This window comes from Bifidobacterium sp. LH_558 (assembly GCF_056356295.1).
The window spans coordinates 1-24,272 of record NZ_JBKETZ010000011.1 but is presented as its reverse complement, the minus strand read 5'-3'; the positions used below and the strand labels follow the sequence as shown (position 1 = coordinate 24,272).

General features: G+C 54.8%; 19 protein-coding genes. 7 read left to right on the top strand and 12 right to left on the bottom strand.

Translation table 11 applies throughout. From position 1 onward, the window contains the following. Positions 1-569: 569 nt before the first annotated feature. From AC1AV0_RS10715 to AC1AV0_RS10695, 5 genes are all read right to left on the bottom strand, one after another. Complete coding sequence (locus tag AC1AV0_RS10715) at positions 570-1,706, bottom strand: glycoside hydrolase family 172 protein (protein WP_094637676.1); 1,137 nt, start codon at positions 1,704-1,706, stop codon at positions 570-572. A gap of 98 nt (positions 1,707-1,804) precedes the next feature. Further along, positions 1,805-2,671, bottom strand: a complete 867-nt coding sequence (locus AC1AV0_RS10710; RefSeq protein WP_094637677.1) for a carbohydrate ABC transporter permease — start codon at positions 2,669-2,671, stop codon at positions 1,805-1,807. A gap of 19 nt (positions 2,672-2,690) precedes the next feature. After that, complete coding sequence (locus AC1AV0_RS10705) at positions 2,691-3,629, bottom strand: carbohydrate ABC transporter permease (protein ID WP_094637678.1); 939 nt, start codon at positions 3,627-3,629, stop codon at positions 2,691-2,693. A 100-nt stretch (positions 3,630-3,729) separates the two neighbouring features. Continuing rightward, positions 3,730-5,034: an ABC transporter substrate-binding protein gene (locus tag AC1AV0_RS10700; protein WP_476573842.1), complete on the bottom strand. Its 1,305-nt coding sequence runs from the start codon at positions 5,032-5,034 to the stop codon at positions 3,730-3,732. Between the two features lie 254 nt (positions 5,035-5,288). After that, a complete protein-coding gene (locus AC1AV0_RS10695) occupies positions 5,289-6,329 on the bottom strand; it encodes a LacI family DNA-binding transcriptional regulator (protein WP_476573840.1) in 1,041 nt (346 codons plus the stop codon). Between the two features lie 256 nt (positions 6,330-6,585). Between AC1AV0_RS10695 and AC1AV0_RS10690 the strand changes: the two genes are divergently transcribed. From AC1AV0_RS10690 to AC1AV0_RS10670, 5 genes are all read left to right on the top strand, one after another. Beyond that, the gene (locus AC1AV0_RS10690; protein WP_476573838.1) at positions 6,586-7,128 is read left to right on the top strand and encodes a hypothetical protein; all 543 of its coding nucleotides are present in this window, start codon (positions 6,586-6,588) and stop codon (positions 7,126-7,128) included. Between the two features lie 16 nt (positions 7,129-7,144). Continuing rightward, the gene (locus AC1AV0_RS10685; protein WP_476573836.1) at positions 7,145-7,534 is read left to right on the top strand and encodes a hypothetical protein; all 390 of its coding nucleotides are present in this window, start codon (positions 7,145-7,147) and stop codon (positions 7,532-7,534) included. Beyond that, complete coding sequence (locus AC1AV0_RS10680; RefSeq protein WP_476573834.1) at positions 7,527-7,931, top strand: hypothetical protein; 405 nt, start codon at positions 7,527-7,529, stop codon at positions 7,929-7,931. The genes AC1AV0_RS10685 and AC1AV0_RS10680 overlap by 8 nt, the downstream gene beginning before the upstream one ends. A gap of 88 nt (positions 7,932-8,019) precedes the next feature. Further along, positions 8,020-9,111: a glycosyltransferase family 2 protein gene (locus AC1AV0_RS10675; protein ID WP_476573832.1), complete on the top strand. Its 1,092-nt coding sequence runs from the start codon at positions 8,020-8,022 to the stop codon at positions 9,109-9,111. Between the two features lie 70 nt (positions 9,112-9,181). Continuing rightward, a complete protein-coding gene (locus tag AC1AV0_RS10670) occupies positions 9,182-10,432 on the top strand; it encodes a nucleotide sugar dehydrogenase (protein ID WP_476573830.1) in 1,251 nt (416 codons plus the stop codon). A gap of 12 nt (positions 10,433-10,444) precedes the next feature. Here the strand turns inward: AC1AV0_RS10670 and AC1AV0_RS10665 are convergent, their stop codons facing one another. The 5 genes from AC1AV0_RS10665 to AC1AV0_RS10645 form a co-directional block, all read right to left on the bottom strand. Then, positions 10,445-14,539: a glycosyltransferase family 2 protein gene (locus AC1AV0_RS10665; protein ID WP_476573828.1), complete on the bottom strand. Its 4,095-nt coding sequence runs from the start codon at positions 14,537-14,539 to the stop codon at positions 10,445-10,447. Positions 14,540-14,563: 24 nt separating this feature from the next. After that, the gene (locus tag AC1AV0_RS10660) at positions 14,564-15,778 is read right to left on the bottom strand and encodes an ABC transporter ATP-binding protein (RefSeq protein WP_476573826.1); all 1,215 of its coding nucleotides are present in this window, start codon (positions 15,776-15,778) and stop codon (positions 14,564-14,566) included. Continuing rightward, the gene (locus tag AC1AV0_RS10655) at positions 15,778-16,602 is read right to left on the bottom strand and encodes an ABC transporter permease (RefSeq protein ID WP_476573824.1); all 825 of its coding nucleotides are present in this window, start codon (positions 16,600-16,602) and stop codon (positions 15,778-15,780) included. Before AC1AV0_RS10655 ends, AC1AV0_RS10660 begins: the two co-directional genes overlap by 1 nt. Positions 16,603-16,684: 82 nt before the next feature. Then, positions 16,685-17,590, bottom strand: coding sequence for a glucose-1-phosphate thymidylyltransferase RfbA (gene rfbA, locus AC1AV0_RS10650; protein WP_476573822.1), 906 nt, complete (start codon positions 17,588-17,590; stop codon positions 16,685-16,687). Between the two features lie 109 nt (positions 17,591-17,699). After that, a complete protein-coding gene (locus AC1AV0_RS10645; protein ID WP_476573820.1) occupies positions 17,700-19,136 on the bottom strand; it encodes a lipopolysaccharide biosynthesis protein in 1,437 nt (478 codons plus the stop codon). A gap of 53 nt (positions 19,137-19,189) precedes the next feature. Between AC1AV0_RS10645 and AC1AV0_RS10640 the strand changes: the two genes are divergently transcribed. Both AC1AV0_RS10640 and AC1AV0_RS10635 read left to right on the top strand, forming a co-directional pair. Continuing rightward, positions 19,190-20,323: a glycosyltransferase family 2 protein gene (locus tag AC1AV0_RS10640; protein ID WP_476573818.1), complete on the top strand. Its 1,134-nt coding sequence runs from the start codon at positions 19,190-19,192 to the stop codon at positions 20,321-20,323. 1 nt (position 20,324) lies between these two features. Continuing rightward, complete coding sequence (locus AC1AV0_RS10635) at positions 20,325-21,455, top strand: glycosyltransferase (RefSeq protein ID WP_476573816.1); 1,131 nt, start codon at positions 20,325-20,327, stop codon at positions 21,453-21,455. Positions 21,456-21,525: 70 nt separating this feature from the next. On the opposite strand, the gene AC1AV0_RS10630 is transcribed toward AC1AV0_RS10635, so the two are convergent. Continuing rightward, positions 21,526-22,971 carry a sugar nucleotide-binding protein gene (locus tag AC1AV0_RS10630; protein ID WP_476573814.1) on the bottom strand — a complete coding sequence of 482 codons (1,446 nt, stop codon included), beginning with the start codon at positions 22,969-22,971 and terminating at the stop codon, positions 21,526-21,528. A 128-nt stretch (positions 22,972-23,099) separates the two neighbouring features. Beyond that, positions 23,100-24,122, bottom strand: coding sequence for a dTDP-glucose 4,6-dehydratase (gene rfbB / locus AC1AV0_RS10625; protein ID WP_476573812.1), 1,023 nt, complete (start codon positions 24,120-24,122; stop codon positions 23,100-23,102). Positions 24,123-24,272: the final 150 nt, after the last annotated feature.

Below are 24,272 nucleotides of genomic sequence, written 5' to 3'. Positions count from 1 at the left end.
ACCTCACCACCCATTAACCGCTCCCGCGGACCCGAAAAACGGGCGGGCAATGAACTGGCAATCATTGACTATAAAGAAGTAGTACAAACACGCTCTTGAGTTCTCAAACCACCACCACACACACCCCGGCAACCACTCCCCAGGAGGGAACCGCGCCGCTGTGAGGCAGCGAAGAGATAACTTACACGAACCCACGCCACCGCGCAAATCGACCCTCAAAAAATACCATCAAACCCACTGAAAACACTGGCCTCCCTCGGCGTGTCGAAAACAGCGAAAACGGACGCTTTCCCGGCGCGAAACATCGCCAGAAGCCATCAACAAGCCCTAAAATCCTTCGAATATCATGCTCACCCGGGCGTGTCGCCATCCAAACAGCCCATCACCAGCAGATGTCTCGCCTTAGTCGGAGCTCACAACGGGCGAATACCCCCGGCGAATAGCCACGGCGAATCCTCCTGCATATATGAAAACCTCCGCCATGGTGACAGACAGTCGGCGATAAGCGGACAGGCGTCATATGGCGGAGGTTATTCGCAGACCATTCGGAAGCTGCTCGGAGCGGAGCGTTACCTCGGCTGGCGGAAGTGACGGTCCCCGATCGGCTCGAACGGCGTGTGGGGTTCGCTCTGGTACCAGTACGCAACCGTGGCGACGTCATCCTGACGTTCGAAGTTGCCGTTCTCCTCGGTGCCGATCTGCTGCCATTCGACCCGCAGGTTCTTCTCAAAATAGATCGGATCGGGAATATGCCAGCGGTACAGGCCTCGGGTCACCGGAGTCGCGATATCCCAATAATCGCTTTCGCGGCGGCTCAGCGTCTGCGAGTAGAACGGGAAGCCGATGTACGGGCCGGTGAAGGTCTGCTCATGCATGCGCCCCTGATCATCGAACTGCGCGAAGCTCCACGCGCCACCGAAGTAATCCTCGGCGCCGGTGCTGCACCAGGTGGGGTACTGGTCATCGTCGTCGATGTACATTTTGAATTCGCCCTCGCCCCACCAGCGGCTTTCCAGCGCGGTCAGCGCGAGATACGTGCCCACATACGCGCCGCGGCCGTTGACGTTGTCGAGCACCGTGTAGTCGCGGGCCAGTTCGGTCACGCGTTCACGACGCCACTGCGCGTGGAAGCGCATGGCGTCCGCCGGCAGCGCGTCGTATTCGGTGTAGTCGATCTGGTAGAAGAACGCGGGAACGTCTTCGTTGTGGTCGTTGCGCAGCACGATGCGCGCGTGCTCGAAGGGCATGCTCCAGAAGCAGTTGAATCCGCGGTTGGGATTCACCATAACCGGAATGGAGTTGACGCGGCAGGACTGGGCGTGACCGCAGCAGAAGAAATCGCCGATCGGGCACTGCACCGACGGCTGGCTTTCGCCGTCCCAGTAGAACTCGAGAATCAGATTGCGCAGCACGTTGGGCCCGCGCGGCGAGGTCTTGTCCGTAACGGTCATCCAAATATGGCGGATCACGCCGGGTCCGGAAACATCCATCAGCGTCACCGATTCGCCCGCCCGAACGGTTTGGATGCACGGACTGCCCTTACGCGACGGTCCCAGCGCGCTGGCGGCGGTCGCGGCGGTGCCTTTGCCTCCGGTCGGGTTCTCGGCGTTGACGCAGCGGCTGCGCCCGGCGGATGCGAGGGAAAGCGAATCGAGAGCGCCATGCCCAAACCCTTGGAACGGCGTTTCACACACGGTATTGGTCATCTGTATTCCTTGTGGTTGAGTAGCGGTGGCGGAACGACGTTGTCTTTTTCCGCCACCTTTAATGGTAGAGAGAGGATGAGCTAACACGCCAAAGGCGTCTACTTCACCGCTCCGGCGGTAATGCCCTGGGACAGTTTGCGCTGGAAGATGATGAAGAAGATGATCGTCGGCACGATGCTGAGCAGCGACGCGGACGCCAATGTGGTCGCGTCCATGGTGTGCTGTCCCTGCAAGGTGGCCAGGGCGAGCGGGATGGTCTGCACGTCATCGCTCATCAGGAACGCCATGGGAATCATGTATTCGTTCCACGTCCACACAAAGAAGAACACGAACAGCACGCTGATGGTCGGCCAGGAGATGGGCAGCACCACCTTGCGCAGGATCTGCCAGCGGGACGCGCCATCGATGGCGGCCGCCTCCAGAATGGCCTGCGGGAAGGTGCCGTACACCGACGACAGCAGGTAGGTGCCGTAGGCGCTTTGGATGATGGTGAAGATGACGATGATCGACATCTGGGAGTTGTAGAGGCCCACTTCCTTGAACATGGTGTACAGCGGGTACAGCAACGCTTCCTGCGGCATCATATTCGCCAGCATGATGGCGAGGATGATCCACGTGTTGCCCTTCACCCGCCCGATGCCCAGCGCGAAGGAGTTGAGCACCGAAAGGGTCACCGCGGCCAGCGATACCACCAGGGAGATGACGAAACTGTTGAGGAACTTCACCGGAAAATCAACGGTGGTCCAGAACGAGATGATGCCGTCCAACGTGAAGTGCGCCGGCAACGACAACGGGCCCGTCGCATTGTAGTCCGCCGCGGTTTTGAACGCGTTGATAGTCAGGATCAGCAGAGGAAAGAGCATCACCAGCGCGGCGACGATCAGGAGGATCAGCGACACCCAGTCGCCGCCGGAACGAATGGATTGCGTGTGCTTCGCGGAAACGCCGCGTGAGGATTGAGACATGGTGATCGTCCCCTATCTTTCAGACCATATTTTTCTCGACGCGACGCTGCACGATAGTGAACACCACGGCGAACACGATAATGACCACGGTGAGCGCGGTGGAAATGGTGGCGCCATAGCCGACCTGCTGCACCTGGAAGAACTGGTTGTATGAGTAGTACGACGGCACGGTGGTGCTGGTGCCGGGCCCGCCCTTGGTAAGCAGGTAGACCGGAGCGAAGGTTTTCAGCGCGCCGATGGTGGCGGTGAGAATCACCACCAGCAGTTCGGGGATGATGGACGGCAATGTGACCACACGGAACTTCTGCCACCAATTCGCGCCGTCAAGACTTGCCGCCTCGTACAGTTCGGGATCCACGCGCTGCAGTCCGGACATGAAGATCACAATCGGATAGCCGAGCTGAATCCACACAAGAATCAGCATGAGGATGGGAAGCGCGCTATCGGGGCTGCCCAGCCAATTGTGCTGCAGCGAACCGAGTCCGATCTTTTCCAGCAGCGCGTTCACCGCGCCGTCCTCCGGGCGGAAGATCCATCCCATGATGATGGCCGCGACGGCCACGGGCAGCAGCTGGGGCAGGTAGAACAGCGCGCGCAGAAGGGATGAGACCTTGCCGCCGAATTTCTTCTGGATCACATCGGTGAGCAGCGAGGAGATGAACAGGCCAAGAATCGTCGGGATAACCACAATGGCCACGATGATCCAGAACGAGTTGAGGAAGGACTGCCAGAAGGTGGCGTCGGAGAACAGTTTCTTCCAGTTCGACAGGCCGATGAATTTCGTCGGGCCCACGCCGCGCCAGCGGGTGAAGCTCAGGTAGATGTTCCAAACGAACGGAATGATGACGATGATGGCCAGGCCGATGATGCCCGGAAGCAGGTAGGGGATGAATTTGTAGGACTTGTTGCCGGGCAGCCTTGACAGCGATGACTTCCGGGCTTTGTTTTTCTGTGCCATTGCAGCTTCCTTGATGTGGTGGATGTTGGTGGGGTGCGGCCGGCTCGGCCGGGTTGCCGCGGGGCGGAGCCGGCCGCATCCTCTTCACGGGCGATGGGCGTCAGTCCGCGAAGCCCATCTCCTCGACGCCGGAGTCGTACTTCTCGTGAATGGACTGCAGGGTCTCATCGGCGCTCATGGTGCCGTTGACCAGCTCCTGCAGGGAGGCGGGGATGGCGTCGGTGAGGCTGGAGGCGGCGTAATCCGGGTAGTAGCTCAGCTTGTCGTTGTTGGCGAACGAGCTGTACTCCTCGATCATGGCCTTGCTCTTCTCATCGGTGATCTCCTCGAGGTTGGCCGCCACGGGGATGCCGCCGGCGTTGCCGAGGTAGTTCTGCACTTCTTCGGAGAGCACGTAGTCGATGAACTTGGCGGCGAGGTCGTGGTGCTTGGAGCGTTCGGGGATCACGAGCAGGTTGCCGGCGCAGCCTTCCGCGAACACGGATTCCGGAAGCACCGCGGCCGTCCACTCGAAGTCGGTGATCTGCTTCACGAAGCGGCCCTGGTTCCAGGTGCCCGTCTGATAGATCGGGTATTCGCCCTTGATGAAGGCCTGGGTGGTGTCTTCCGCCTTCATGCCCGTGGCGTTGGTGGAGATGAAGCCCTTCTCAACCCAGTCGGCGATCGTGTCGGTGGCGTAGGTCAGCGCGCCGGATTCCCAGTCCACATCGCCCTTGTACATGTGCCAGTCCTCCATGAAGGCGTCGTCGGCCTTCTGGGAGACCAGCTGCCACCACAGCCACAGCACGCCGTATTCCTGCGCATCGGCCGCGATGGGCGTCACGCCCGCGTCCACGAACTTCTGGCAGGCGTCCACGAACTCGTCGAAGGTGGTCGGAATTTCGATGCCGTACTCGGCGAACATGTCCTCGTTGTAGTAGACGCGCTGGAATTCCGCGTAGCTGGTCATGCCGTACCAGGTGTCGCCGCCCATGATGCCGTTTTCGTCATACTTGGCCACGGTGGCGTCCGCGCCGGTGACTTTTTCGTCCCAGCCGTACTGTTCGACGTATTCGCCCAGGTCGGTGAGCAGGCCCATGGTCGAGAGCACGCCGGCCGATCCGTTGCCGCGGTTGGACTCCGCGATGTCCGGAGCGTCGTCGGAGTTCAGGTACTGGCTGCTGTTCTGCATCATCTGGGTGCTCGACTTGCGTTCGAAGTTGATGGAGACGCCGGTCTCCTCCTCGAAGAGTTCAGCCGCCTTCTTCCAAGCCTGGGTCTGGCCGGAGTCGTCTTCCTCGTAGTACCAGAAGGAGAGGCTTTCCGGGGTTTCCTCATCCTGCGCGGTGCTGCTGCCGCATGCGGCGAGCGAGCCCAGGGCCAGAGTCGTCACCGCGAGAGCGGCGATTCCACGTCGAATGTTCATGTGTTTTCCTTTCGTTAGCCTTGAGACAAGGTGTTCAACTTCTTTGTCGAATCGTTTCGACTGCCAATGGAAAGTTTGTTCTGTTGTTCGGGCGGCCCGTTCGGCATGATTCCGAATTCGGCCTGGGTGAATCATCACCGCTGCGTGATGTTCAGTTATGCTCCGTCCAGCTTCGATCACCGCGCCATCCGCCACATCCGCATAGTCGAATCGTTTCGACTTGCAAGGGGCGCACGCGCAATCCCACCACTACGTCATCGCGATCCTCCTCCACTCCCAGCGGCGAGATCCAGCACGGACCCCCGCTCCTGAATCACGGGAGAGACCAAGTCAACCATTCCGGCGATGCTTTTGCCTCCTTCGATGGAGTCCACCAGCAGGCTCACGGCCTTATGCGCCAGCAGCTCCGGCATAACCGGAATCTCGGTAATCGGGCGAGTCATGAACTCCCCCTCAAGAAAAGTTCCGCATGAGAGCACCGACACATCCTCCGGAACGCGAATGCCGCGGACCTGCAGCTCCTTGAGCACATGATCCAGCACGCTTGCCGGCGCCTGACTGATGATCGCCGTCGCCATGCCCCCATCGGAAAGCATCTCATGCACGAACTCCACCGCATCAAAGCGGGCGAGATCGGTTTTCGAGAACTCAAGCACGGACATGCCGAGCTCTTCCGCGCGATCCATCATGCTCTCGCGGAACATCACCACATACCCCGAACGACGCTCGTAGTCATGTTCGTTGTCGCGTAGCAGAATCACATTGCGATGCCCGCGGGCGTAAAGATAATCGGCCGCCTGGCATCCCACCTGCACGAAATCAATATCGACGCAGGCGCAACCGTCGTGCGACAGAGGGTAGCCGACCGCCACGGTGGGCTTGGCGTAGGTCGCAGCCATGGCGGCGCGCGCATCGTCCTCTTCGATATCCATAAGCACCACGCCGTCGACCAGGTTACTGCGCGTCACCCGCTGAATATCCCCGACCATGTCTTCTCCGGTAAGCAGGAGCACATCGTAGCCGGCGTTCTTCGCCTCCCACGCCGTGCGCAGGAAGTAGGCGTTGTATTTGGCGAGGTTGATGTCGCCGCGAATGGGCATGCTCAACGCGATGATGGAGTTGCGCACCCCGCGCATCTTTTGCGCGCTGGCGTCGGGAGTGTAGTCGAGTTCGCGAATGGCGTCCATCACCCTGCGCGTGGTTTCGGCGGAGATGGTGCGCTTGTTGGACAACACGTAGGAGACGGTGCTGACGGACACACCAGCGGCGCGAGCCACATCCTTGATTCCAGCCATCACCTCTCCTTCCTTGCATCGGCGTTGCGTTTACCTCGTTGTCGAAACGTTTTGTCGAAACGTTTCTCCTGTACTATAACGCACATCCTTCCAGCTTGTCAACTTCCAGAGTTGGAAAAATTGGAGGACACCCCTACCGTAACGCATAACTCATGGTTAGTTTCCGTTCGACGAGAGAACACACGAATGCGCAGCCTCACAACAGATGCCCTATCATGGGGAATTAGAATTCACAGAGGAATAGCGGGGGTGGAAGATGGCTGAACAATCAGTGTGCTTTCAGTTGGCAGAGCGCCCACGTTTATTCCACTGCTGTACCAGCGCCGCCGCATCCGCGCGCCCGAATTGCTATGTGAAAGATGAGCTGAAACGTGTGGCCGCCGCAGATTTTCCTGCAGCAGGCGCAAGGTACTACATGTTAGGCACCATTCTCGGCTTGATTCGGCACGCGGAGAGAGGCGATCTTGATGCGGCGAATCCCATACAGGGGCAAACCAGCGATCCAGTCCATAAAATCGTGTCCCAGCCGGATATATGGGAACTGCGTTGGAGGATACGTGGGAATCCATACCGCTTGTATTACTCCGAGGATTTATCCAAGAGACCTGATTTTGTAGGCTTAAGTTTCGTACGCAAACAGATTGATGGCACACCGGAGGAAATACGGTTACGACAAAACCAAGATGCCGCCGAAGCGCAAGACAGGTATCGCTATGCTGAACATTTTCAATGGGGACATGACACCAACAATAAAAGATGCAAGTATTGCTTCGGCGATTCGATAAGTGACCTTGTCTAGGAAGGAAGGATGAACGATGGCCTCCCTGAATCTTGAGGATCTGCACACTCCTGAGCAATATGTGCGATTGGCCGCGGCTCTGGAGTCGGACTGGCTAAAGCTTAAACATGATCTGGTGCAACGCAGAAAACAGATTACCGACCCAGCGCATTTGGCTGCTTTTCTCGGCATTACGGTACAAGAGGTTCTTGATTTCGAACAGTACGATTACGACCCTACGCAATCGCAGCTCAATGAATATGCCATGGCTCTGGGAGTGCGGATTCGCCCAGCCGCCCATGAATTTGGCAATGCCGAACCGGTATTGTTCAACGACAACGAGCATGCCGCCGATATTGCGGTTTCGTCGATTGACCCGCTTGTTTCACAGTTCAACACTTTAGGAAATTTGGTGCAAAATGGCTGAACGGAATTTGGTCTCGCAATTTCGCCAAACGGAATCAAGAGCTTCGGTAAAATGGCTGGGAGCGGATGACGACAATGTGAGATACGCCATGCGCGTGAATTTCGCCACTTCTCCCGCGAACACAAATACGGCGCAGACATTATTGCTCAAGACAACCGTTTCATTCATCAGGTATTCCTCTGTGGATGCGCTAGACAAACAGTCTGATTCCGCGATTGATGCGGAATCGGTGTTTTTCATTGAGACAACCACCGCTGAAGCGAACGCATACGAGCTCGTAGCCGAATTGTGGCCTGTTATCCGTTGGTCGGTCCTAACCCAAGTGAATCTTTTGGGCAAAGATATGTCACGATGGCTTCCCGTCAGAATTTCCGCGACGGACATCGTCACCGACTGACAGGAACGACAAAAGCATCACGGGGGTAGAGCCAATCCTCATCGCGCGCAGGCCTGAAAGCTGTGTGAGGGCTTGTGCCATACTGGGTATGGTCATACGTTTATATGAAAGGGTTGCTGTGTCTTCTGCGCCTTTGATTTCGGTTATCGTGCCTGTGTACAACGCGGAGAAGTATCTGCGCCACTGTGTGGATTCGATTCTTGCGCAGAGCCATACGAATCTGGAACTCATTCTTGTGGATGACGGCGCGACTGATGGCAGCCCGCAAATCTGCGACGAATACGCGGCACGAGATTCTCGCGTAACGGTGATCCATCAGGAAAACGGCGGCATCGCCAAAGCCCAGAACACCGGTCTTGACGCGGCATCCGGCGATTACATCGCGTTCGCAGACAATGACGACATTCTCGACCGGCGTAATCTGGAGTACCTGCTGCACGCGCTCGAAACAACCGGCGCCGATATGAGCAAAGCCCGTTGGCGCCAGTTCGGCGTCAGCCAGATCGCGGATGTCGTACAGGAAGCGGCTTGGGGGGCAGACAAGCCTTCAAAGGTCACCGTGTTCGCGCATCCTCTCACCGCCTATCAAACGGTGTTCTGCAAGTCCCTGCGTCTTATCGGCGACAGGCTTGGCCGCAACACGGAGGCACGCTACTTCAACGAGGCGAACTGGTGCCGCCTATACCGCCGCGAACTGTGGGAAGGACTGCGGTTCGATTTGGGACACTATGCGCAAGATATCCGCATGGCAGGCCCCCTCTACAGTCGTATGGCAAAAGTGGCCGATGTCAATGAAACGCTATACTACTGGCTACAGGAACCAGACTCGGTTACTCATTCGAAGCGCAGCCCTCGCTTTTGGCACGATAACGTGACTGCGGCCGCGAAGAATTTCGAATTCACGCTCAATCAAGGTGTACTTCCTTGCCGTAATTATTTTGGATTAACCGCTTCCACAAGGGACGAAGGCAAGGGCTTGAAACAGATGCTGCATGCCGTCGACGCCCCTCAAAACGCACCGACCAAGCATGATTGGGAACAATATCGAGAGGATCGCAGAACGGTCCGTCAGTTATTGTCGCGTCTCACATTCACGCAGCGGTTGCGTTGCTGGTCGTTCGCGACCATCCGTCGATTGGAAAATCTGGCTTACGATCGCATGATCCACAATATGCGATAGCCAACACACCTATTCTGCATAAACTAGACTAATCATGGAAACATTCTGCGGTATAAGAAAAGAGAATGGTATGAAAATTGCAGTCGCAGGAACTGGCTATGTCGGACTGTCCGTTGCGCTGCTCCTTGCACAGCATAATGAGGTGCATGCGCTAGACGTTGTTCCCGAAAAAGTGGATATGCTCAACAGAGGCGTAAGTCCCATCGTCGATGAGGAGATTACTGACTTTCTCGACAAAGCGGCTTCTGGCGAGCGGCCCTTGAATTTTCAGGCAACAGTTGATCCGAAGTCAGCTTATTCAGATGCCCAGTTTGCGATAGTCGCCACTCCAACAAACTATGACACAAAAAAGAACTATTTCGACACCTCAAGTGTCGAAGCGGCCATCTCCGCAATTCGAGAGGTGAACACAACCGCTTGGATTGTTATCAAATCCACCATTCCTGTGGGATATACACATTCTCTCCGCGAAAGATTGGGCGATCAGCGCATCATTTTCTCTCCTGAATTCTTGCGCGAAGGCAAAGCGCTCTATGACAATCTGCATCCAAGCCGTATTGTCGTTGGCACGCCTATCGATGACTCCGAAGCCGTCGCGGCCGCGCAGCAGTTTGCAGAGCTTCTCAACGATGGTGCCGCATCTGAAGAACGTTCACGTACAAACACGAATGGTAGCACCGGCATTCCAAGGCTTATCGTCGGTTTAACCGAGGCCGAAGCCATCAAACTGTTCGCCAACACCTACCTTGCACTACGTGTGGCCTACTTCAATGAGCTCGACACTTACGCGGAGACGCGTGGACTGAATGCCGGGCAAATCATCGAAGGCGTGGGGTTGGACCCTCGCATCGGTTCGCATTACAACAATCCGAGCTTCGGCTATGGCGGCTATTGTCTGCCGAAGGACACTAAGCAGCTGCTTGCCAACTATGATCAGGTTCCGCAGAATCTGATTGAAGCGATTGTCGAGGCGAATCGCACCCGAAAAGATTTCATCGCAGAAGAAGTTCTTTCACTCGCTGCAGCTTCAGGTAGCGCTAAGCCTGTAGTGGGCGTATACCGTTTGACCATGAAATCCGGTTCGGACAATTTCCGTCAATCCGCGATTCAGGGTGTAATGAAACGCATTAAAGCGCAAGGATACGAAGTAGTGGTCTATGAGCCAACGCTCACAGATAATGAATTCTTCGGCAGCGAAGTCATGCACGATTTCACCGCATTCAAGGAAAAATCCGACGTGATTATCGCAAATCGGTGGAGTGTAGACCTAGCCGATGTGGAAGACAAAGTCTACACTCGCGACTTGTTTAAAAGAGATTAATCCTCACCGATCTCACTTCTCCCGTATCCAGTAATTACCTGAGGTGCGGGAGAGGTTGGGATTGTAATACGGATCATCTTCAATAAGAGACTCGTACTTGGCACGCATTTTTTCGCTCTCCTGAGCCAGACGCTGCTTCTTCTTACGGCTCTCCACATCGTAGCCGCGTGTGATGGACTCATAATGGTAGAGTTCCGCCTCATGCGCCCACACATTGTCTCGTCCTAACTGACGAATTCGTAGACAGAAGTCCACGTCGTTGTATGCGACGGCTAGATTTTCATCAAAGCCTCCGACATTCCAGAAGTCCTCAGCCTTGACCATGCAACATGCAGCGGTCACCGCGGAGAAATTCACGTTTTCAATCAAACGACCGAAATAACCAAAATCACCGCGAGGAGTGCCGACTGAAATATGCCCTGCCACGCCTCCTAGACCGAGAACGATTCCCGCATGCTGAATCGTCTCAATCGGGTAATACAGCTTAGCGCCCACGACACCAACGCGAGTCATCTGCGCAAAGGAAACCATGCGGGTCACCCACAAACGGCTAATCACCTCGGTATCGTCATTAAGGAACAGCAGATACTTCCCTCGCGCTGTCTTGGCAGCCAAGTTATTGATGCGAGAGAAGTTGAACGGAATATCGATGCTTTCGACGCGGAACCGTTCTCCTAGGCGTTTTGCAAAATCATCGTACAGAGTAAACATATGCGGATTGGAACTTCCATTATCCGCAATGATTATCTCGTAATTCGCGTAATCAGTTTTTTCAATGATGGAATTCACACACCGTTCGATATTGTCATAACCGTTTTTTGTCGGGATAATCACAGAAACCAAATCAGATTCATCAACATCGTAATGCATGTTGTAAATTCCGTTAGGCCCGGCAGACTCAACACGTGCCCGGATTCCTCGGCGCTCCACCATCGACTCCAGTGCACGCAATCCCGCATCTGACGTGTAGCTTTTCGCATTCCCGCTGGAAGCAGTCGAAGTGGCTAGAGTCCTCCAATGATAAAGCACTTTGGAAATATGCTTGATTCGTTCAGGACAGGTATGTTCCACGAATCGCAGCACTAAATCATAATCTTGGGATCCTTCATAGCCTGTGCGGAATCCTCCGATTTCATCGACGATTGATTTGCGATAAACACCCAAGTGGCTGATGTAATTCGTGCTCATCAGCAAATCCGGAGAATAGTCAGGCTTGAAATGCGGGCTAAACCGTTGACCATCCTCCGTAATCTTATCCTCATCGGAATAGATAAGGTCAAGGTCGGGATTCTCATTCAGGCACCGGACCACTTCATACAAGGCCTGAGGCGCCAGCTCGTCATCATTGTCCAGAAGAGCAACATAATCACCACTCGCGAGTTCTAAAGCGGAATTCGAAGCGCGCGAGATGTGCCCATTCTCTTCTCGGAAACCCACCTTTATTCGCGGGTCGGATTTGGACAGTTCTTCAAGCAGCGGTCGAACATGCGGAGCTGAAGAATGGTCATCAGCCAAACATAATTCCCAATTGCGATAGTACTGATTTTGCACCGACTTCACGCATGCCCGCAGCCATTGTTCGTCCACGTTGTAAACGGGAACCACAAATGAAATCACGGGTTGATACGTGAATTTCGATATCTCTGCATGCACAGCACGTTCGTTATATCGTTCAGTACGTTTAATAAGCGACTGGTATGCACGACGCTGCTGAACGGGAACCCAGTATCTATCTTTTAGTACCCTCAACGTTCGACGTGGGTGAGCAAGCAGCGCGGCTTTATGGAGGAACGCAGCGATCTTCGTTCCCAAGACAGACGCTTGCGTATGCAAGGGAACGCTTTTGCGGTCCACAGTTGTTTCGCACACTAAATCGACAGCTGAATTATGCAGTGTTTTCGGCCCACCGGTGACATCAATGACCAGACGGAAGCCCAAATTAGCGTTTGGTGAAACAGGATACGAAGCATTGACATCCGGACGAGCCAGACGCTGTACTTCACGCAGCATAACACCGTCATCGCTCGACAAGGAGAATTCAATTTCTTCGTCACCGTGCAGATCAGCGGCCCAACCAACAACAGACAACTTGCTATAGTCGGCCGACCATTGAACACGATCAATAACGCACTTGATGTTTTCCTGCTGAGGCGATTTCGGGAAACATGCCGAGGCAAAGGGATCCTCAAGTTTCCTTCTCAATTTCAGGTACGAGACAACATCTTCCGACTTAAGCTCAAGGGGTTTTCTCTTGGCATCAACGAACTGGGAATACGGCTGCCATAGCACTGTCTTGTTGGCTTGCCGATAGAGACGTTCGCACAGATCGATGCCCCTGATTCCAGACGGATAGCGCATGTTCAGTCCGCCTAGATGCGCAAAATCCTGCTGGGAAATCAGCAAGCAATCCTCGGTGACGGCGAATATGTCGCGGGGAAGTATGCCCCTGAAATAGTAGCCAATCCCTTCATCCCATTCACCACGCATTTCGAAGGCGTTGCCGTTTTTTAACGCGCGAAGAGTGATGCCAACATTCATCACACGATCGTGCACATCATAGATTTTGCCTCCGACTGCGCCTACGGATGAATCATGAAGATAATTGACCATCTCGCGCAGCCATGTGCGTTCTTTCGGTTTGAGACCGTCGAGAAGCACCAGTAATTGTTCTTTTCTTTGCATCGCGATTTCGTTGACCGTTGTGCTATCCACCGCGACGAATGTGACATCGCTGTAATCGGTCAATTCGCGCAACTTCTTCAACTGAGCATCGGAATACGATGAGGCAAGCACCGCCACACTGGGCAGGCTGAAGTCATAATCCACCTTATACGTGCCCAGATTGTCCAGCATCGAGACTGTCGCTGGAATCTCACGGCGTTGCAGCGCAGATTCAATGGCCTTGCGGCCCGCCTCATATGCGTACATCTTGCTGCGCGGATCACCAGCGACAGAACTCGCCAAGGTGCGCCAGTGATACAGCATCTGAGGAATATGATGCACGCAATGCGCTTGCTCAGTGGCACGAAGTACGAAATCATAATCCTGGCTGCCATCATATTCACTACGCAACCAGCCGACTTTGTGCAACAGGTCTTTGGATACCACAACGAAATGGGTTATGTAGTTCTGTCCAAGTAGCAGGTGTGGGGAATAGCCAGGTTTAAAAAATGGATCAAATCGCTCGTCTTGTTCAGTGATCTTGTCTTCATCGGAATAGAAGAAATCAATTTCCGGATTTTCGTTGAGCGCTCGGACGACTTCGAATAATGCTTGAGGAGCCAGCTCATCATCATTGTCCATAAAGCCTATATAGTCGCCTGAAGCAAGGGCAATGGCCGAATTAGTCGCCTCCGATATCTGCCCGTTCTCTTCGCGAAATACAATCTTGATGCGAGGATCTCGGCGAGCGAATTCCTCAAGCAACGGCTTCACATGCGGCGACGGGGAACAATCGTCTGCAAGACACAGCTCCCAATTCGTGTACCACTGCCCCAAAACAGAGTCCACACACTTACGCAGCCAAACCTCGTCCACGTTATACACAGGCGTGACTATGGAAATCAGAGGAGTGTGCTTGAACTCTTGAGATAGTTTCTCTGCATCCTGCGCGGTCATTGTTTCATGCCGCTGTATCCATTGTTCATAAAAGCTTTTCTCTTTTACGAAACGACGTTTCACAGCTGCGGACAGTGCGCTCATTCCTTCTTTATTCCATACATGCGTCGCATAAAAAGACAGCTGAGACATGCGCTTACGCGCGTGTTCGGTTGTCAACGAGGCCTTGACGCGCATAGGATTGATTTCTCGCACGATGGACCTTCCCGGCGTGGTGCAACGCATCTTCAACGACCACACATGCACTGGTGCAAGAATGGTAAACCCTGCATTGTCCCCATCCTCAATGTTGAATTTCTTCTGAACATCGGGACGTGGACAACGCTCAATGCTGATGGAATCGGAGATAACGGAAAGCTTGGGGGTTGTTTTACGTAGTGTATCCACAGCCCATCCGGTTATCTTTGAAAATTTCTTCGAACCGACAACGACGATGTCCACCGATTCGATAACCACTTCATATGTATAGTCTTTCAGAACAGAATACACAGCCGTCTCCCTGATGTCGTTTCATCAATCGATGGTAATCGATACCACTTCATCGGGATTCACAACAGACATCACTTCTGTTGCAAAACCCTTGATGTGGAATCGGCAAAAGTTTTCTGCAACCATTATTCGATCGTTATCATTCTGCAAAGCCATACTGATAGTGAAGTCCCCGAACGCCAAAACGTTCTGAACCTCCAATTGCACGCGATGACGGCCTGCTTTAAGGATTGTCTGATCGTCACCTGCCAGAGGAATTGAAAGAACCGGTATTCCTCGTCCATCCTTCACGTCAACAAATAGGTCGCAAGCGCGCAATTCCGAATCGCATGTCAAATCAATGTCGATGGAGAAATCTTCTCCTTCCGCAAGGAATTTCTGGCTTTCCTGGCCCACCCGCAGGCTCATGGCATGCACAGCGACAATCTCACGCTCTCGTGCTTCCGCAAACTCCTCAACTGTGGTTTTCGGAGGAAGAAAAGAATCCGAGTAAGCATCCGCAATCTCATCAGGATCGCCGATTTTGGTTATGCGACCATCCTGGATAAACATTGCTCGATCGCAGTAACGTCGCACATCAGGCATGGAGTGAGTCACCAGAATCACTGTTTTCTTCTGACGTTTCGCTTCGAAGAAGTAGTCTTGACACTTTTTTTGGAACGCTTCGTCGCCGACAGCTAACACCTCATCAAGAACAAGAATATCCCCTTGCGATTTGATGGCCACAGAAAAAGCGAGACGTACCTGCATACCGCTTGAGTAATTCTTAAGCTTCTGCTCCATAAAATCGCCAAGCTCGGCAAAACTGACGATCTCGTCATACATTGAGTCGATTTCCTCATTGGAGAAGCCAAGCATAGCTCCGTTGAGATATACGTTTTCGCGTCCTGTCAATTCAGGATTAAAACCGACACCCAACTCAATGAAGGGAACCAATTTACCATCTGTTGTAATGGTTCCTGCGTCAGGAGTGTAGATTTGCGAAATCAGTTTCAGCAAGGTCGACTTTCCTGATCCATTCTTGCCGACGATACCGAAGAATTCCCCTTTTTCGACTTCAAAGGATACGTCTTTGAGCACTTCCTGAATACGATATCCGTGCAAGCCGCGCACCCAATTGAAAATAGTGTTCTTCAAGCTTCCGGCTCGTTCGGTTGGAAGCCTGAAGCTCTTTGAAACACCCGCTACCTGTAGCGCTAAATTGGAATTCTGCTCAATCATTTTGCTTTGTCCCATCATCACACCAATTCCGCAAAGTACTTTGATTTCACAGTAAAATACCGCAGGCCACCTATGAAAATCAGCAGGGAAAGCAGAACGGGCCAGCACGCCGCTACCGGATTCACCCACTCCCAAACCGTTATATTTGCTGGATCTATCAACACGTGTCGCGCATCTTGCACAATTTGCGCAACAGGATTCAGTACCAAATCCAACTTAGCCAATAACGGTCCATACTCACCAGCTTGAGTGGAAATCATGGTGATTGGGTAGATGATTGGAGTCGCATAGAATCCAGCCTGCATCACCACTTCCCAAATGGGGTTCAAATCACGCAGGTTCACGTATACAGCGCTTAAAAAGAAGGCTATACCCAGAGCCAGCAGATACAGTTCTATAACCACAGGGATGATAAGCAGATTTGACCAGGATGGGCGAACACCATTTAACAGCGCGAAAATAATCACCACAATGAAGTTAATCCCAAAATTAATCAGAGCGCTCACTGAGGAAGCCACGACGACGACATATTTGGAGAAATGTATTTTCCGCAATAAATCACCATGTCCCACAATAGATGTCATGCCACCTGTAGTGGTTTCATTGAAAAAATTCCATAGAATAATTCCCAGAAGCAGCGCAACCGCAAAATGAGGAACATCAGATCCGAACCTGAGGAAACGCACAAAAACGACGTACATGATTGCGAACAGCATTAGCGGCTTCAGTACCGACCAAATGTAGCCGAGCACTGATTGCTGATAACGCAGCTTGAAATCTGTGCTGACCATCGCTTTCAGTAACAGCCGATTCTTCTTGGTGAAGATTTCCGCAATGCTCAACAGTGTCTCCTCAATCACAACGTGTTATAGGACTTTCGCACGATAATACGCGCGCTATATGATGTTCCATCCAGGCTCGGGGCTATGCGTCTCGACGCGGCTTGGCAATAATCTTATGCTCGGCGACATCTTTGAGGTGCTGTCCGTAGGGACTCTTGCCGTAGCGTTCGGCCGATTCCATCAGCTGCTCGCGGGTGATCCACCCGTTCTCGAACGCGATCTCCTCCACAATCGAGATCGGCAAGCCCTGCGCCCGCTGGACCGTGCGCACGAACTCGCCCGCCTCGTACAGGGAATCCATCGTGCCCGTATCCAGCCACGCGTAGCCGCGACCCAGCGTGCGCACATGCAGGGAGCCGTCCTCCAGATACATGCGGTTCAGATCCGTGATCTCCAACTCGCCACGGGCCGACGGCTTGACCTGCTTGGCGAACTCGACCACGCGGTTGTCGTAGAAGTACAGGCCGGTCACCGCGTAGTTCGACTTCGGCATCGCCGGCTTCTCCTCGATGGACACGGCCTTCTTGTCCTCGTCGAATTCGACCACGCCGTAGCGTTCCGGATCGTCCACGTAATAGCCGAACACGCTCGATCCCTCGCCGGACTCGGCCATGCGCACCGCAGTCCTCAAGGTCGCGCCCAGACCGTTGCCGTAGAAGATGTTGTCGCCCAACACCAACGCGCACGGCTCACCATTGATAAACTCCTCACCCAAGAGGAACGCCTGGGCCAGACCGTCAGGAGAAGGCTGCTCCACATACGACAGGCTCACGCCGTAACTGCTGCCGTCGCCCAGGAGGCGTTGGAAGTTCGGCAGGTCCTTCGGCGTGGAGATGATCAGGATGTCGCGGATGCCCGCCAGCATCAGCGTCGAAAGCGGATAGTAGATCATCGGCTTGTCGTACACGGGAAGCAACTGCTTCGACGTGACCGTCGTCAACGGATACAAACGCGTGCCCGAACCGCCAGCAAGAATAATGCCTTTCATACTGCCTCCCGATGAATCGTCGGAATCGTTCAATGTTCCAGTGTACAGTCCAGTCCCGCATGTCAGGGCTAGGTTTCAGCAACCACACGTTCTCATCAAACGTCTCGTACTAACTACGCAGATTTTTGATCATCGACCAAGGAAGCACTCGGCAAACCAATAGCGCCGCCATATATGCGGCATACAGCATCACATAAAGAGCTCCGAGAACGATCAGATTGTCAACATGCGCAACATGGAAGCACAGCGCCGTCACCAACCACAATGCCGCCGCGCCGACAATGCTCCCCCACGAACGACTGGTGAACAAAGACCCGATATGCTTCTTCACTCGCCAGATCGAAACCAACATCATCAACGTGGTGCAGCCCATGCTGGTCATGGCGATGGCCGTAATGCCGCCGTATCGCGCCGCAACGACGAACAATGGAATCACCACCACTAACGACACCAACGACAGCACATCGGAGAAACGGCTGTCGTCATAGGAGCTCAGCACCATATTGAGCACCACGGTCATCCCCATAAAGAAGTTGGACAGGGACAGGAATGACAGTGCCGATGATGCCACAGTGAAATCCGGGTTATAGAACACCGACAGCAACGGACCGCTCGATGCGGAGATAATCACCGGAATAGGCAGAATCACCGCGCATGCCAGCAATATCAGCTCCCGAATCCGCTGTTTTGCTCCATCATCATCGCCGAGTCCGATGAGTTTCGCCACAACCGGCAAAATGATGATGGAAAAGGCTTGCAGCAAGTAGTACGCGATTTTGCCGAAGTTCATGGCTCCTGTGTAATAGCCGGCCATATCGGCGGGTTCCACCACGGCTTTGACCACCAAGGTGTCGACACTCAGAACCAACGACACCACGATGAAGAAGAAAGAGAAGCTCAACGTATGCCGAGCCACTTCCTTGAAAGCGATGCGTTCCCCGCCGTCGCTTCTCAATTGGTTCCGAACTGGCACCAATAATACGCAGCCGAGCAGGATGGTGGCGACGACCGCAATGATGAATCCGATTTCCACACCCAACACCGGATCGCTATGGAACACAAACACGATGAGAGGAATGGTGCCCAGTTTGGCTATCGGATAAAACGTGCTCAACGCAGCGCTGACACCAAAGCGATGCAACCCGTCGTTGATTCCCAACAGAATAACCTGCAAGCCGTTCACAATGACCAGCAGACCTGCGACTTTGAAATAAAAATCAAGGGAAGCATCGTTGAAGAGCACACCGAACCATGGTGCGCCAAAGTAGTTGAGCAAAAAGAACGCCAAGATGACCAATGACTGGAACGCCGTTGTTTTTCGGATCACGTCGGCAATGTCATAGCGGTGACGCGATATCTCGCTGGACAACGACTGGCGAGCGCCGTTGGAGACGAACATATATTCAAAGTCGAGCACGGTGATAATGGTGCCGACCACACCATAGCTGGCGGCGGACATCGAGTTGCCCAAAAAGAAATGCAGCACATATCCGCTGACGAAGAACATCACGTTACTGATAAGATTCAACACTAATCCGCGACGCATATGTTCTCCTGCTGTATGTTTCCAGAGCTGAACGGCAATTCTATAGGCTTTGAATGGACAAGCGCCCGCGCCCGCTATGGGTGCGCACAATATTGACATGTCTTTCCGCTAGTATTGCCCCATACCGCAAAATTGACAGAGGTTATCGCATGCGCTTATTCATCCAAATTCCTTGTCTTAATGAAGAGAACACCCTTCCTTTGGTGTTGAAGAACATGCCTAAGGAGATTCCGGGCATCGACGATATTCAGCTGCTCATCATCGACGATGGTTGCAGCGACAACACCGTGGAGGTCGCTCGCTCTCTTGGCGTGCAGCATGTGGTGCATCATGCCAAGCCGATGGGATTGGCGCGGGCGTTCCGTGATGGCGTGGATTACGCGCTCAAGCACGGTGCCGATATCGTGGTGAACACCGACGGTGACAATCAATACCCCAGCGAAGCCATCGGCGACTTGGTGCAGCCGATTGTGCGTCATGAGGCCGATATCGTGGTAGGCGACCGCCAGACGTCGAAAATCGCGGAGTTCTCTTGGTTCAAGAAGCGTATGCAATCCTTCGGTTCCTGGGTGGTGAACCAGGCCGCGGGCACCCGCATACCGGATGCGGCCAGCGGTTTCCGCGCCTACTCGAAGAATTCCTTGCTCAAGCTGAATATCGTCACCGAGTTCAGCTACTGCATGGAAACAATCATTCAGGCCGGCAACAAGCGCATTCCCATCACCTCGTACGCCATCACGACCAATCCTAAAACCCGTGAGTCGCGACTGTTCTCGAATATTTTCGAGCATATGGCCAAATCCGGCGGCGCCATCATCCGCAGCTATCTGATGTTCAAATCGAATGTCATCTTCAAGTGGGGCGGCATCATCTTCGGAGTCATCGGTCTCATTCCGATTATTCGCTTCCTGGTTCTCGCCTTCATGGGAATGACGGCCGGCCATCTGCAGTCATTGCTGCTGGGTGTCGCTTTGGTTATGCTAAGCGCCTTGTGCTTCGCGCTCCAGATTATCTCCGAAGTGCAGCGTATCCAGCGCAAACTCGTCGAAGACCAGCTGGAGCGGACCAAGGAGATTCAATATTCCGCGCCGTTCCAGAAAATCTGGGGCGAGCAGGACGAGTTCGGCGGATACTCAGGCCGACCCACTGAAGGACCTCTGATTTCCATGGAAGACATCAAGGACTGATATGGAACGCATTCCAACAGTGCTGGCTTTTGGAACATATAACGTCCGTAAGCATCCGCGTGTGGGCATTCTTATTGACGGACTACGCCAGAATGGGTGCCGAGTCGAAGAGATCAACCACCCACTTGAGCTTTCCACCGCACAACGTGTGGAGATCCTCAAGAAACCGTGGAAGCTGTTCGGATTCGCTTGGAATCTTCTTGGCTTGTGGTGTTCTCTGTTCAAAGAGTCCAAGGCTTGGATGAGCGCACATGGCCGACCTGATGCCGCGCTAGTCGGTTATATGGGTCATTTCGACGTGCTGCTCGCCAAGCATGTTTTCAAGAATGTGCCGATTGTGCTTGACCATCTCATCTTTGCCGGAGATACCGCAAAAGACCGTGGAGCGCAGGGGTTGAAGGTCAAGCTGCTCGCCAAGCTCGACCGTATGGCGATTCGTGCCGCAACATTGGTGCTGCTCGATACCGATGAGCATCTTCGCATGATGCCCGATGCGGAGCGGCACAAGGGAATGGTCGTGCCCGTCGGCGCTCCTCACGAATGGTTCGAAGCCGGCAACACCAGTTCCTCTTCCGAACAGCGTTTGGGAGACGTGGTGTTCTACGGGTTGTACACGCCGCTGCAAGGTGCGCCGGTTATCGCGGAAGCGATTGCGAAATTGGCCAAGCGGAATTTCAAGCCGAAATTCACGCTGATCGGCAAAGGACAGGACTATGACCAGGTGCGCTCCATCATCGGCGATTTGGACAACGTGACGTTTATTGAATGGGCCGAGCCGGAGGAACTCCCCCAGATTGTCGCGTCCCATGCGATCGCGTTGGGCATTTTCTCGTCAACGCCCAAAGGACTGCGTGTGGTTCCGAACAAGGTGTATCAGTCGATGGCCGCTGGCTGCGCCGTTATCACTTCGGATACCGCTCCTCAACGTCGCATGGTTGGAGAAGGGGCGGTTTTCGTCGAACCAGGTAATTCCAGTGCGTTGGCGGATGCCATTGAACATCTGCTCTCGGACGCGAATGCACTGGCCCAAGCGCAGGAGAACGCCGCCAAGGTCGCGCGGAAATTCACCGCATCGATTATCACTAACGATATGACGGCGTGGATCGCGCAGAAATCAGAGAGCAAACAGTAAGTACCATAAGCTTGCAAAACGGCGGGGCCTCCACTCAGATTCTCATTGAGTGGAGGACCCGCCGTTTGTTTTACTTGCCGAGTTGTTCGTCGATGTACGCGGCGAGGGTCTCTTCCCAGTCGGCCGGCTTGTAGCCCGCGGACATGATCTTCCCGAGGTCCAGCGCGCTGTGCGTGGGACGCGGGCTGACGGGCGCGTTCGCGTTCGCGAAATACTCCTCCGTCGAGATCGGCTTGACCTTATCGCCGTTGCCGTTGGTCCGCTCGAACACCGCCTTCGCGATGTCCGCCCAGGATTTCACCGCGCCGGAGCCGGTCAGGTTGTACGTGCCATACTCGGCGTTCGTGTCGAGCAGGTGGAAGACGGCCTCGGCCATGTCCTTGGTGAAGGTCAGGCGCCCGTACTGGTCGTCCACCACGGTCACCTGCGGCAAATCGCCCGCCTTGACCTTGTCGCTCAGCATCATCATGGTCTTGACGAAGTTGTGGCCCTCGCCGATCACCCAGCTCGAGCGCAGGATGTAATGCTTCGGCGCGTTCGCCACGGCGATGTCGCCCGCGGCCTTCGTCTGCCCGTACACGCCCAACGGGGCGAACGGCTCCGTCTCCGTATGTTCCTCCGCCACGCCGTCGAACACGTAGTCCGAGCTCACGTGCACCAACGTCAGGTCGTAGTCCTTCGCTGTTTTGGCGAGCAAGGCGGGCCCCTGGGCGTTGGCTTTCCATGCGATGGGACGGCCCTCTGCAGTCTCCGCCTTGTCGACGGCGGTGTACGCGCCCGCGTTGACGATCGTGCCATACAGGCTCCAATCGTACTTGGCATACGCGCCCGGGTCGGAGAAGTCGAACTCGTCGATGTCCGTGAACTCGAAGCCCTGGAGATCATGCTCCTCCACGTACTTGCGGATCGCGTGGCCGAGCTGGCCATTCGCACCCGTTACCAGCGTGCGCCTCGGCCCCATCGGCACCACGTCCCTGAGCATGGGATGATGCAAATCCGCGTCCGAAATCGTCGCCTCTGACAATGGAATCGGCCACTCGATGCCTAACTCCGGATCGGCGAGGTTCACGAACGTGTACGTCTTCTTGAGTTCTAGGCTCCAGTGCGCGTTAACGAGATACGTGTACGCGGTCCCGTCCTCCAAAGCCTGGAAGCTGTTGCCCACGCCGCGCGGCACGAAGATCGCCTTCGACGGATCCAGCACGCACGTGAACACCTTGCCGTAGGTGGGGCTGCCCGCGCGCAGATCCACCCACGCGCCGAACACGCGACCGGCTGCGATCGAGATGAACTTGTCCCACGGCTCCGCGTGGATGCCGCGCGTCACCCCACGCTCCGCGTTGAAGCTGATGTTGTTCTGCACGATCCGGAAATCCGGGATGCCCAGCCCGGTCATCTTCGCCCGCTGCCAGTTCTCCTTGAACCAGCCACGTGAATCACCATGCACCTGCAGGTCCACCACCAGCAGACCATCGATACCCGTCTCAGAGACCTTCAGTTCCTTCTCAAAATCCATATCCGCACTTCCTAACGTCCATCACCACTCGTCACCACGAGCCCATCGGTATTCGTCATTTCGAGCGGAGCGCAGCGAAGTCGAGAAATCCCCCGTTCTAAAGCACTCCGCCCGAAACGACAAAACACTCACTGTCCCTGCTGCTTGTAGCGCTCCTCGGTGGCGGCCTTCACCGGCTCCCACCACGCGCGGTTCTCCGTATACCACTTGATGGTCTGCTCCAGGCCGGACTCGAAGTCCGTGTGCGTGGGCGTCCATCCCAGTTCGGTGCGCAGCTTCGTCGAGTCAATCGCGTAGCGGCGGTCGTGGCCGGGACGGTCCTGCACCCAGTCGAACGCGTCCGGCTCCTGGCCCATCATCTCCAAGATCATGCGCAGCACGGTGATGTTGTTCTTCTCGCCGTCCGCGCCGATCAGATACGTCTCGCCGATGCGGCCCTTGGTCAGGATGGTCCACACGCCGCTGGAGTGGTCCTCGGTGTGGATCCAGTCGCGCACGTTCTCGCCCTTGCCGTACAGCTTCGGACGCACGCCCTCGAGGATGTTCGTGATCTGACGCGGGATGAACTTCTCCACATGCTGGTACGGACCGTAGTTGTTCGAGCAGTTCGAAATCGTGGTCCGCAGGCCGTACGTGCGCGTCCACGCGCGCACCAGCATATCGCTCGCCGCCTTCGTCGACGAATACGGGCTGGAGGGACGGTACGGCGTCGACTCGGTGAACTTCGCCGGATCGTCCAGGGCCAGATCGCCGTACACCTCGTCCGTGCTCACGTGATGGTAGCGGATGCCATACTTCCTGGTCGCCTCCAACAGGCGGAACGTGCCCTCCACGTTCGTCTTCAGGAACGGCTCGGGATCCGCGATGCTGTTGTCGTTATGCGACTCCGCCGCGTAATGCACGATTGCGTCATGCCCCGGCACCAGACGGTCCAGCAACTCCGCGTCGCAGATGTCGCCCACGACCAGCTCCACACGGTCCTCGGGAAGACCCGCGATGTTCTCCGGGTTGCCCGCGTACGTCAGCTTGTCCAGTACGGTCACATGGGTCTCAGGATGGTTGTTCACCACGTAATGCACAAAATTCGAACCGATGAAACCACAACCACCGGTCACAATAATGTTCTTAGGAGAAAACAGTTCTTCAGCCATAGCGCCCATGATACCTTGCATCAAGAACGAGCGCGACATAGCGACGTTCGTCGTAATGTTTGAGCGCGAAATTGGATTCCGTTCGTCATAAATAATGAGCGCGAAATCCCGCGCGGCCCGCGTCGTTCGCGGGGATGCTTGCCTTATGGA

What these genes read in the sequence shown, in the direction of transcription:
- AC1AV0_RS10715 (WP_094637676.1), bottom strand. Translation starts at nt 1,706, where the DNA reads ATGACCAATACCGTGTGTGAAACGCCGTTCCAAGGGTTTGGGCATGGC.
- AC1AV0_RS10710 (WP_094637677.1), bottom strand. Translation starts at nt 2,671, where the DNA reads ATGTCTCAATCCTCACGCGGCGTTTCCGCGAAGCACACGCAATCCATT.
- AC1AV0_RS10705 (WP_094637678.1), bottom strand. Translation starts at nt 3,629, where the DNA reads ATGGCACAGAAAAACAAAGCCCGGAAGTCATCGCTGTCAAGGCTGCCC.
- AC1AV0_RS10700 (WP_476573842.1), bottom strand. Translation starts at nt 5,034, where the DNA reads ATGAACATTCGACGTGGAATCGCCGCTCTCGCGGTGACGACTCTGGCC.
- AC1AV0_RS10695 (WP_476573840.1), bottom strand. Translation starts at nt 6,329, where the DNA reads ATGGCTGGAATCAAGGATGTGGCTCGCGCCGCTGGTGTGTCCGTCAGC.
- AC1AV0_RS10690 (WP_476573838.1), top strand. Translation starts at nt 6,586, where the DNA reads ATGGCTGAACAATCAGTGTGCTTTCAGTTGGCAGAGCGCCCACGTTTA.
- AC1AV0_RS10685 (WP_476573836.1), top strand. Translation starts at nt 7,145, where the DNA reads ATGGCCTCCCTGAATCTTGAGGATCTGCACACTCCTGAGCAATATGTG.
- AC1AV0_RS10680 (WP_476573834.1), top strand. Translation starts at nt 7,527, where the DNA reads ATGGCTGAACGGAATTTGGTCTCGCAATTTCGCCAAACGGAATCAAGA.
- AC1AV0_RS10675 (WP_476573832.1), top strand. Translation starts at nt 8,020, where the DNA reads ATGGTCATACGTTTATATGAAAGGGTTGCTGTGTCTTCTGCGCCTTTG.
- AC1AV0_RS10670 (WP_476573830.1), top strand. Translation starts at nt 9,182, where the DNA reads ATGAAAATTGCAGTCGCAGGAACTGGCTATGTCGGACTGTCCGTTGCG.
- AC1AV0_RS10660 (WP_476573826.1), bottom strand. Translation starts at nt 15,778, where the DNA reads ATGATGGGACAAAGCAAAATGATTGAGCAGAATTCCAATTTAGCGCTA.
- rfbA (WP_476573822.1), bottom strand. Translation starts at nt 17,590, where the DNA reads ATGAAAGGCATTATTCTTGCTGGCGGTTCGGGCACGCGTTTGTATCCG.
- AC1AV0_RS10645 (WP_476573820.1), bottom strand. Translation starts at nt 19,136, where the DNA reads ATGCGTCGCGGATTAGTGTTGAATCTTATCAGTAACGTGATGTTCTTC.
- AC1AV0_RS10640 (WP_476573818.1), top strand. Translation starts at nt 19,190, where the DNA reads ATGGACAAGCGCCCGCGCCCGCTATGGGTGCGCACAATATTGACATGT.
- AC1AV0_RS10635 (WP_476573816.1), top strand. Translation starts at nt 20,325, where the DNA reads ATGGAACGCATTCCAACAGTGCTGGCTTTTGGAACATATAACGTCCGT.
- AC1AV0_RS10630 (WP_476573814.1), bottom strand. Translation starts at nt 22,971, where the DNA reads ATGGATTTTGAGAAGGAACTGAAGGTCTCTGAGACGGGTATCGATGGT.
- rfbB (WP_476573812.1), bottom strand. Translation starts at nt 24,122, where the DNA reads ATGGCTGAAGAACTGTTTTCTCCTAAGAACATTATTGTGACCGGTGGT.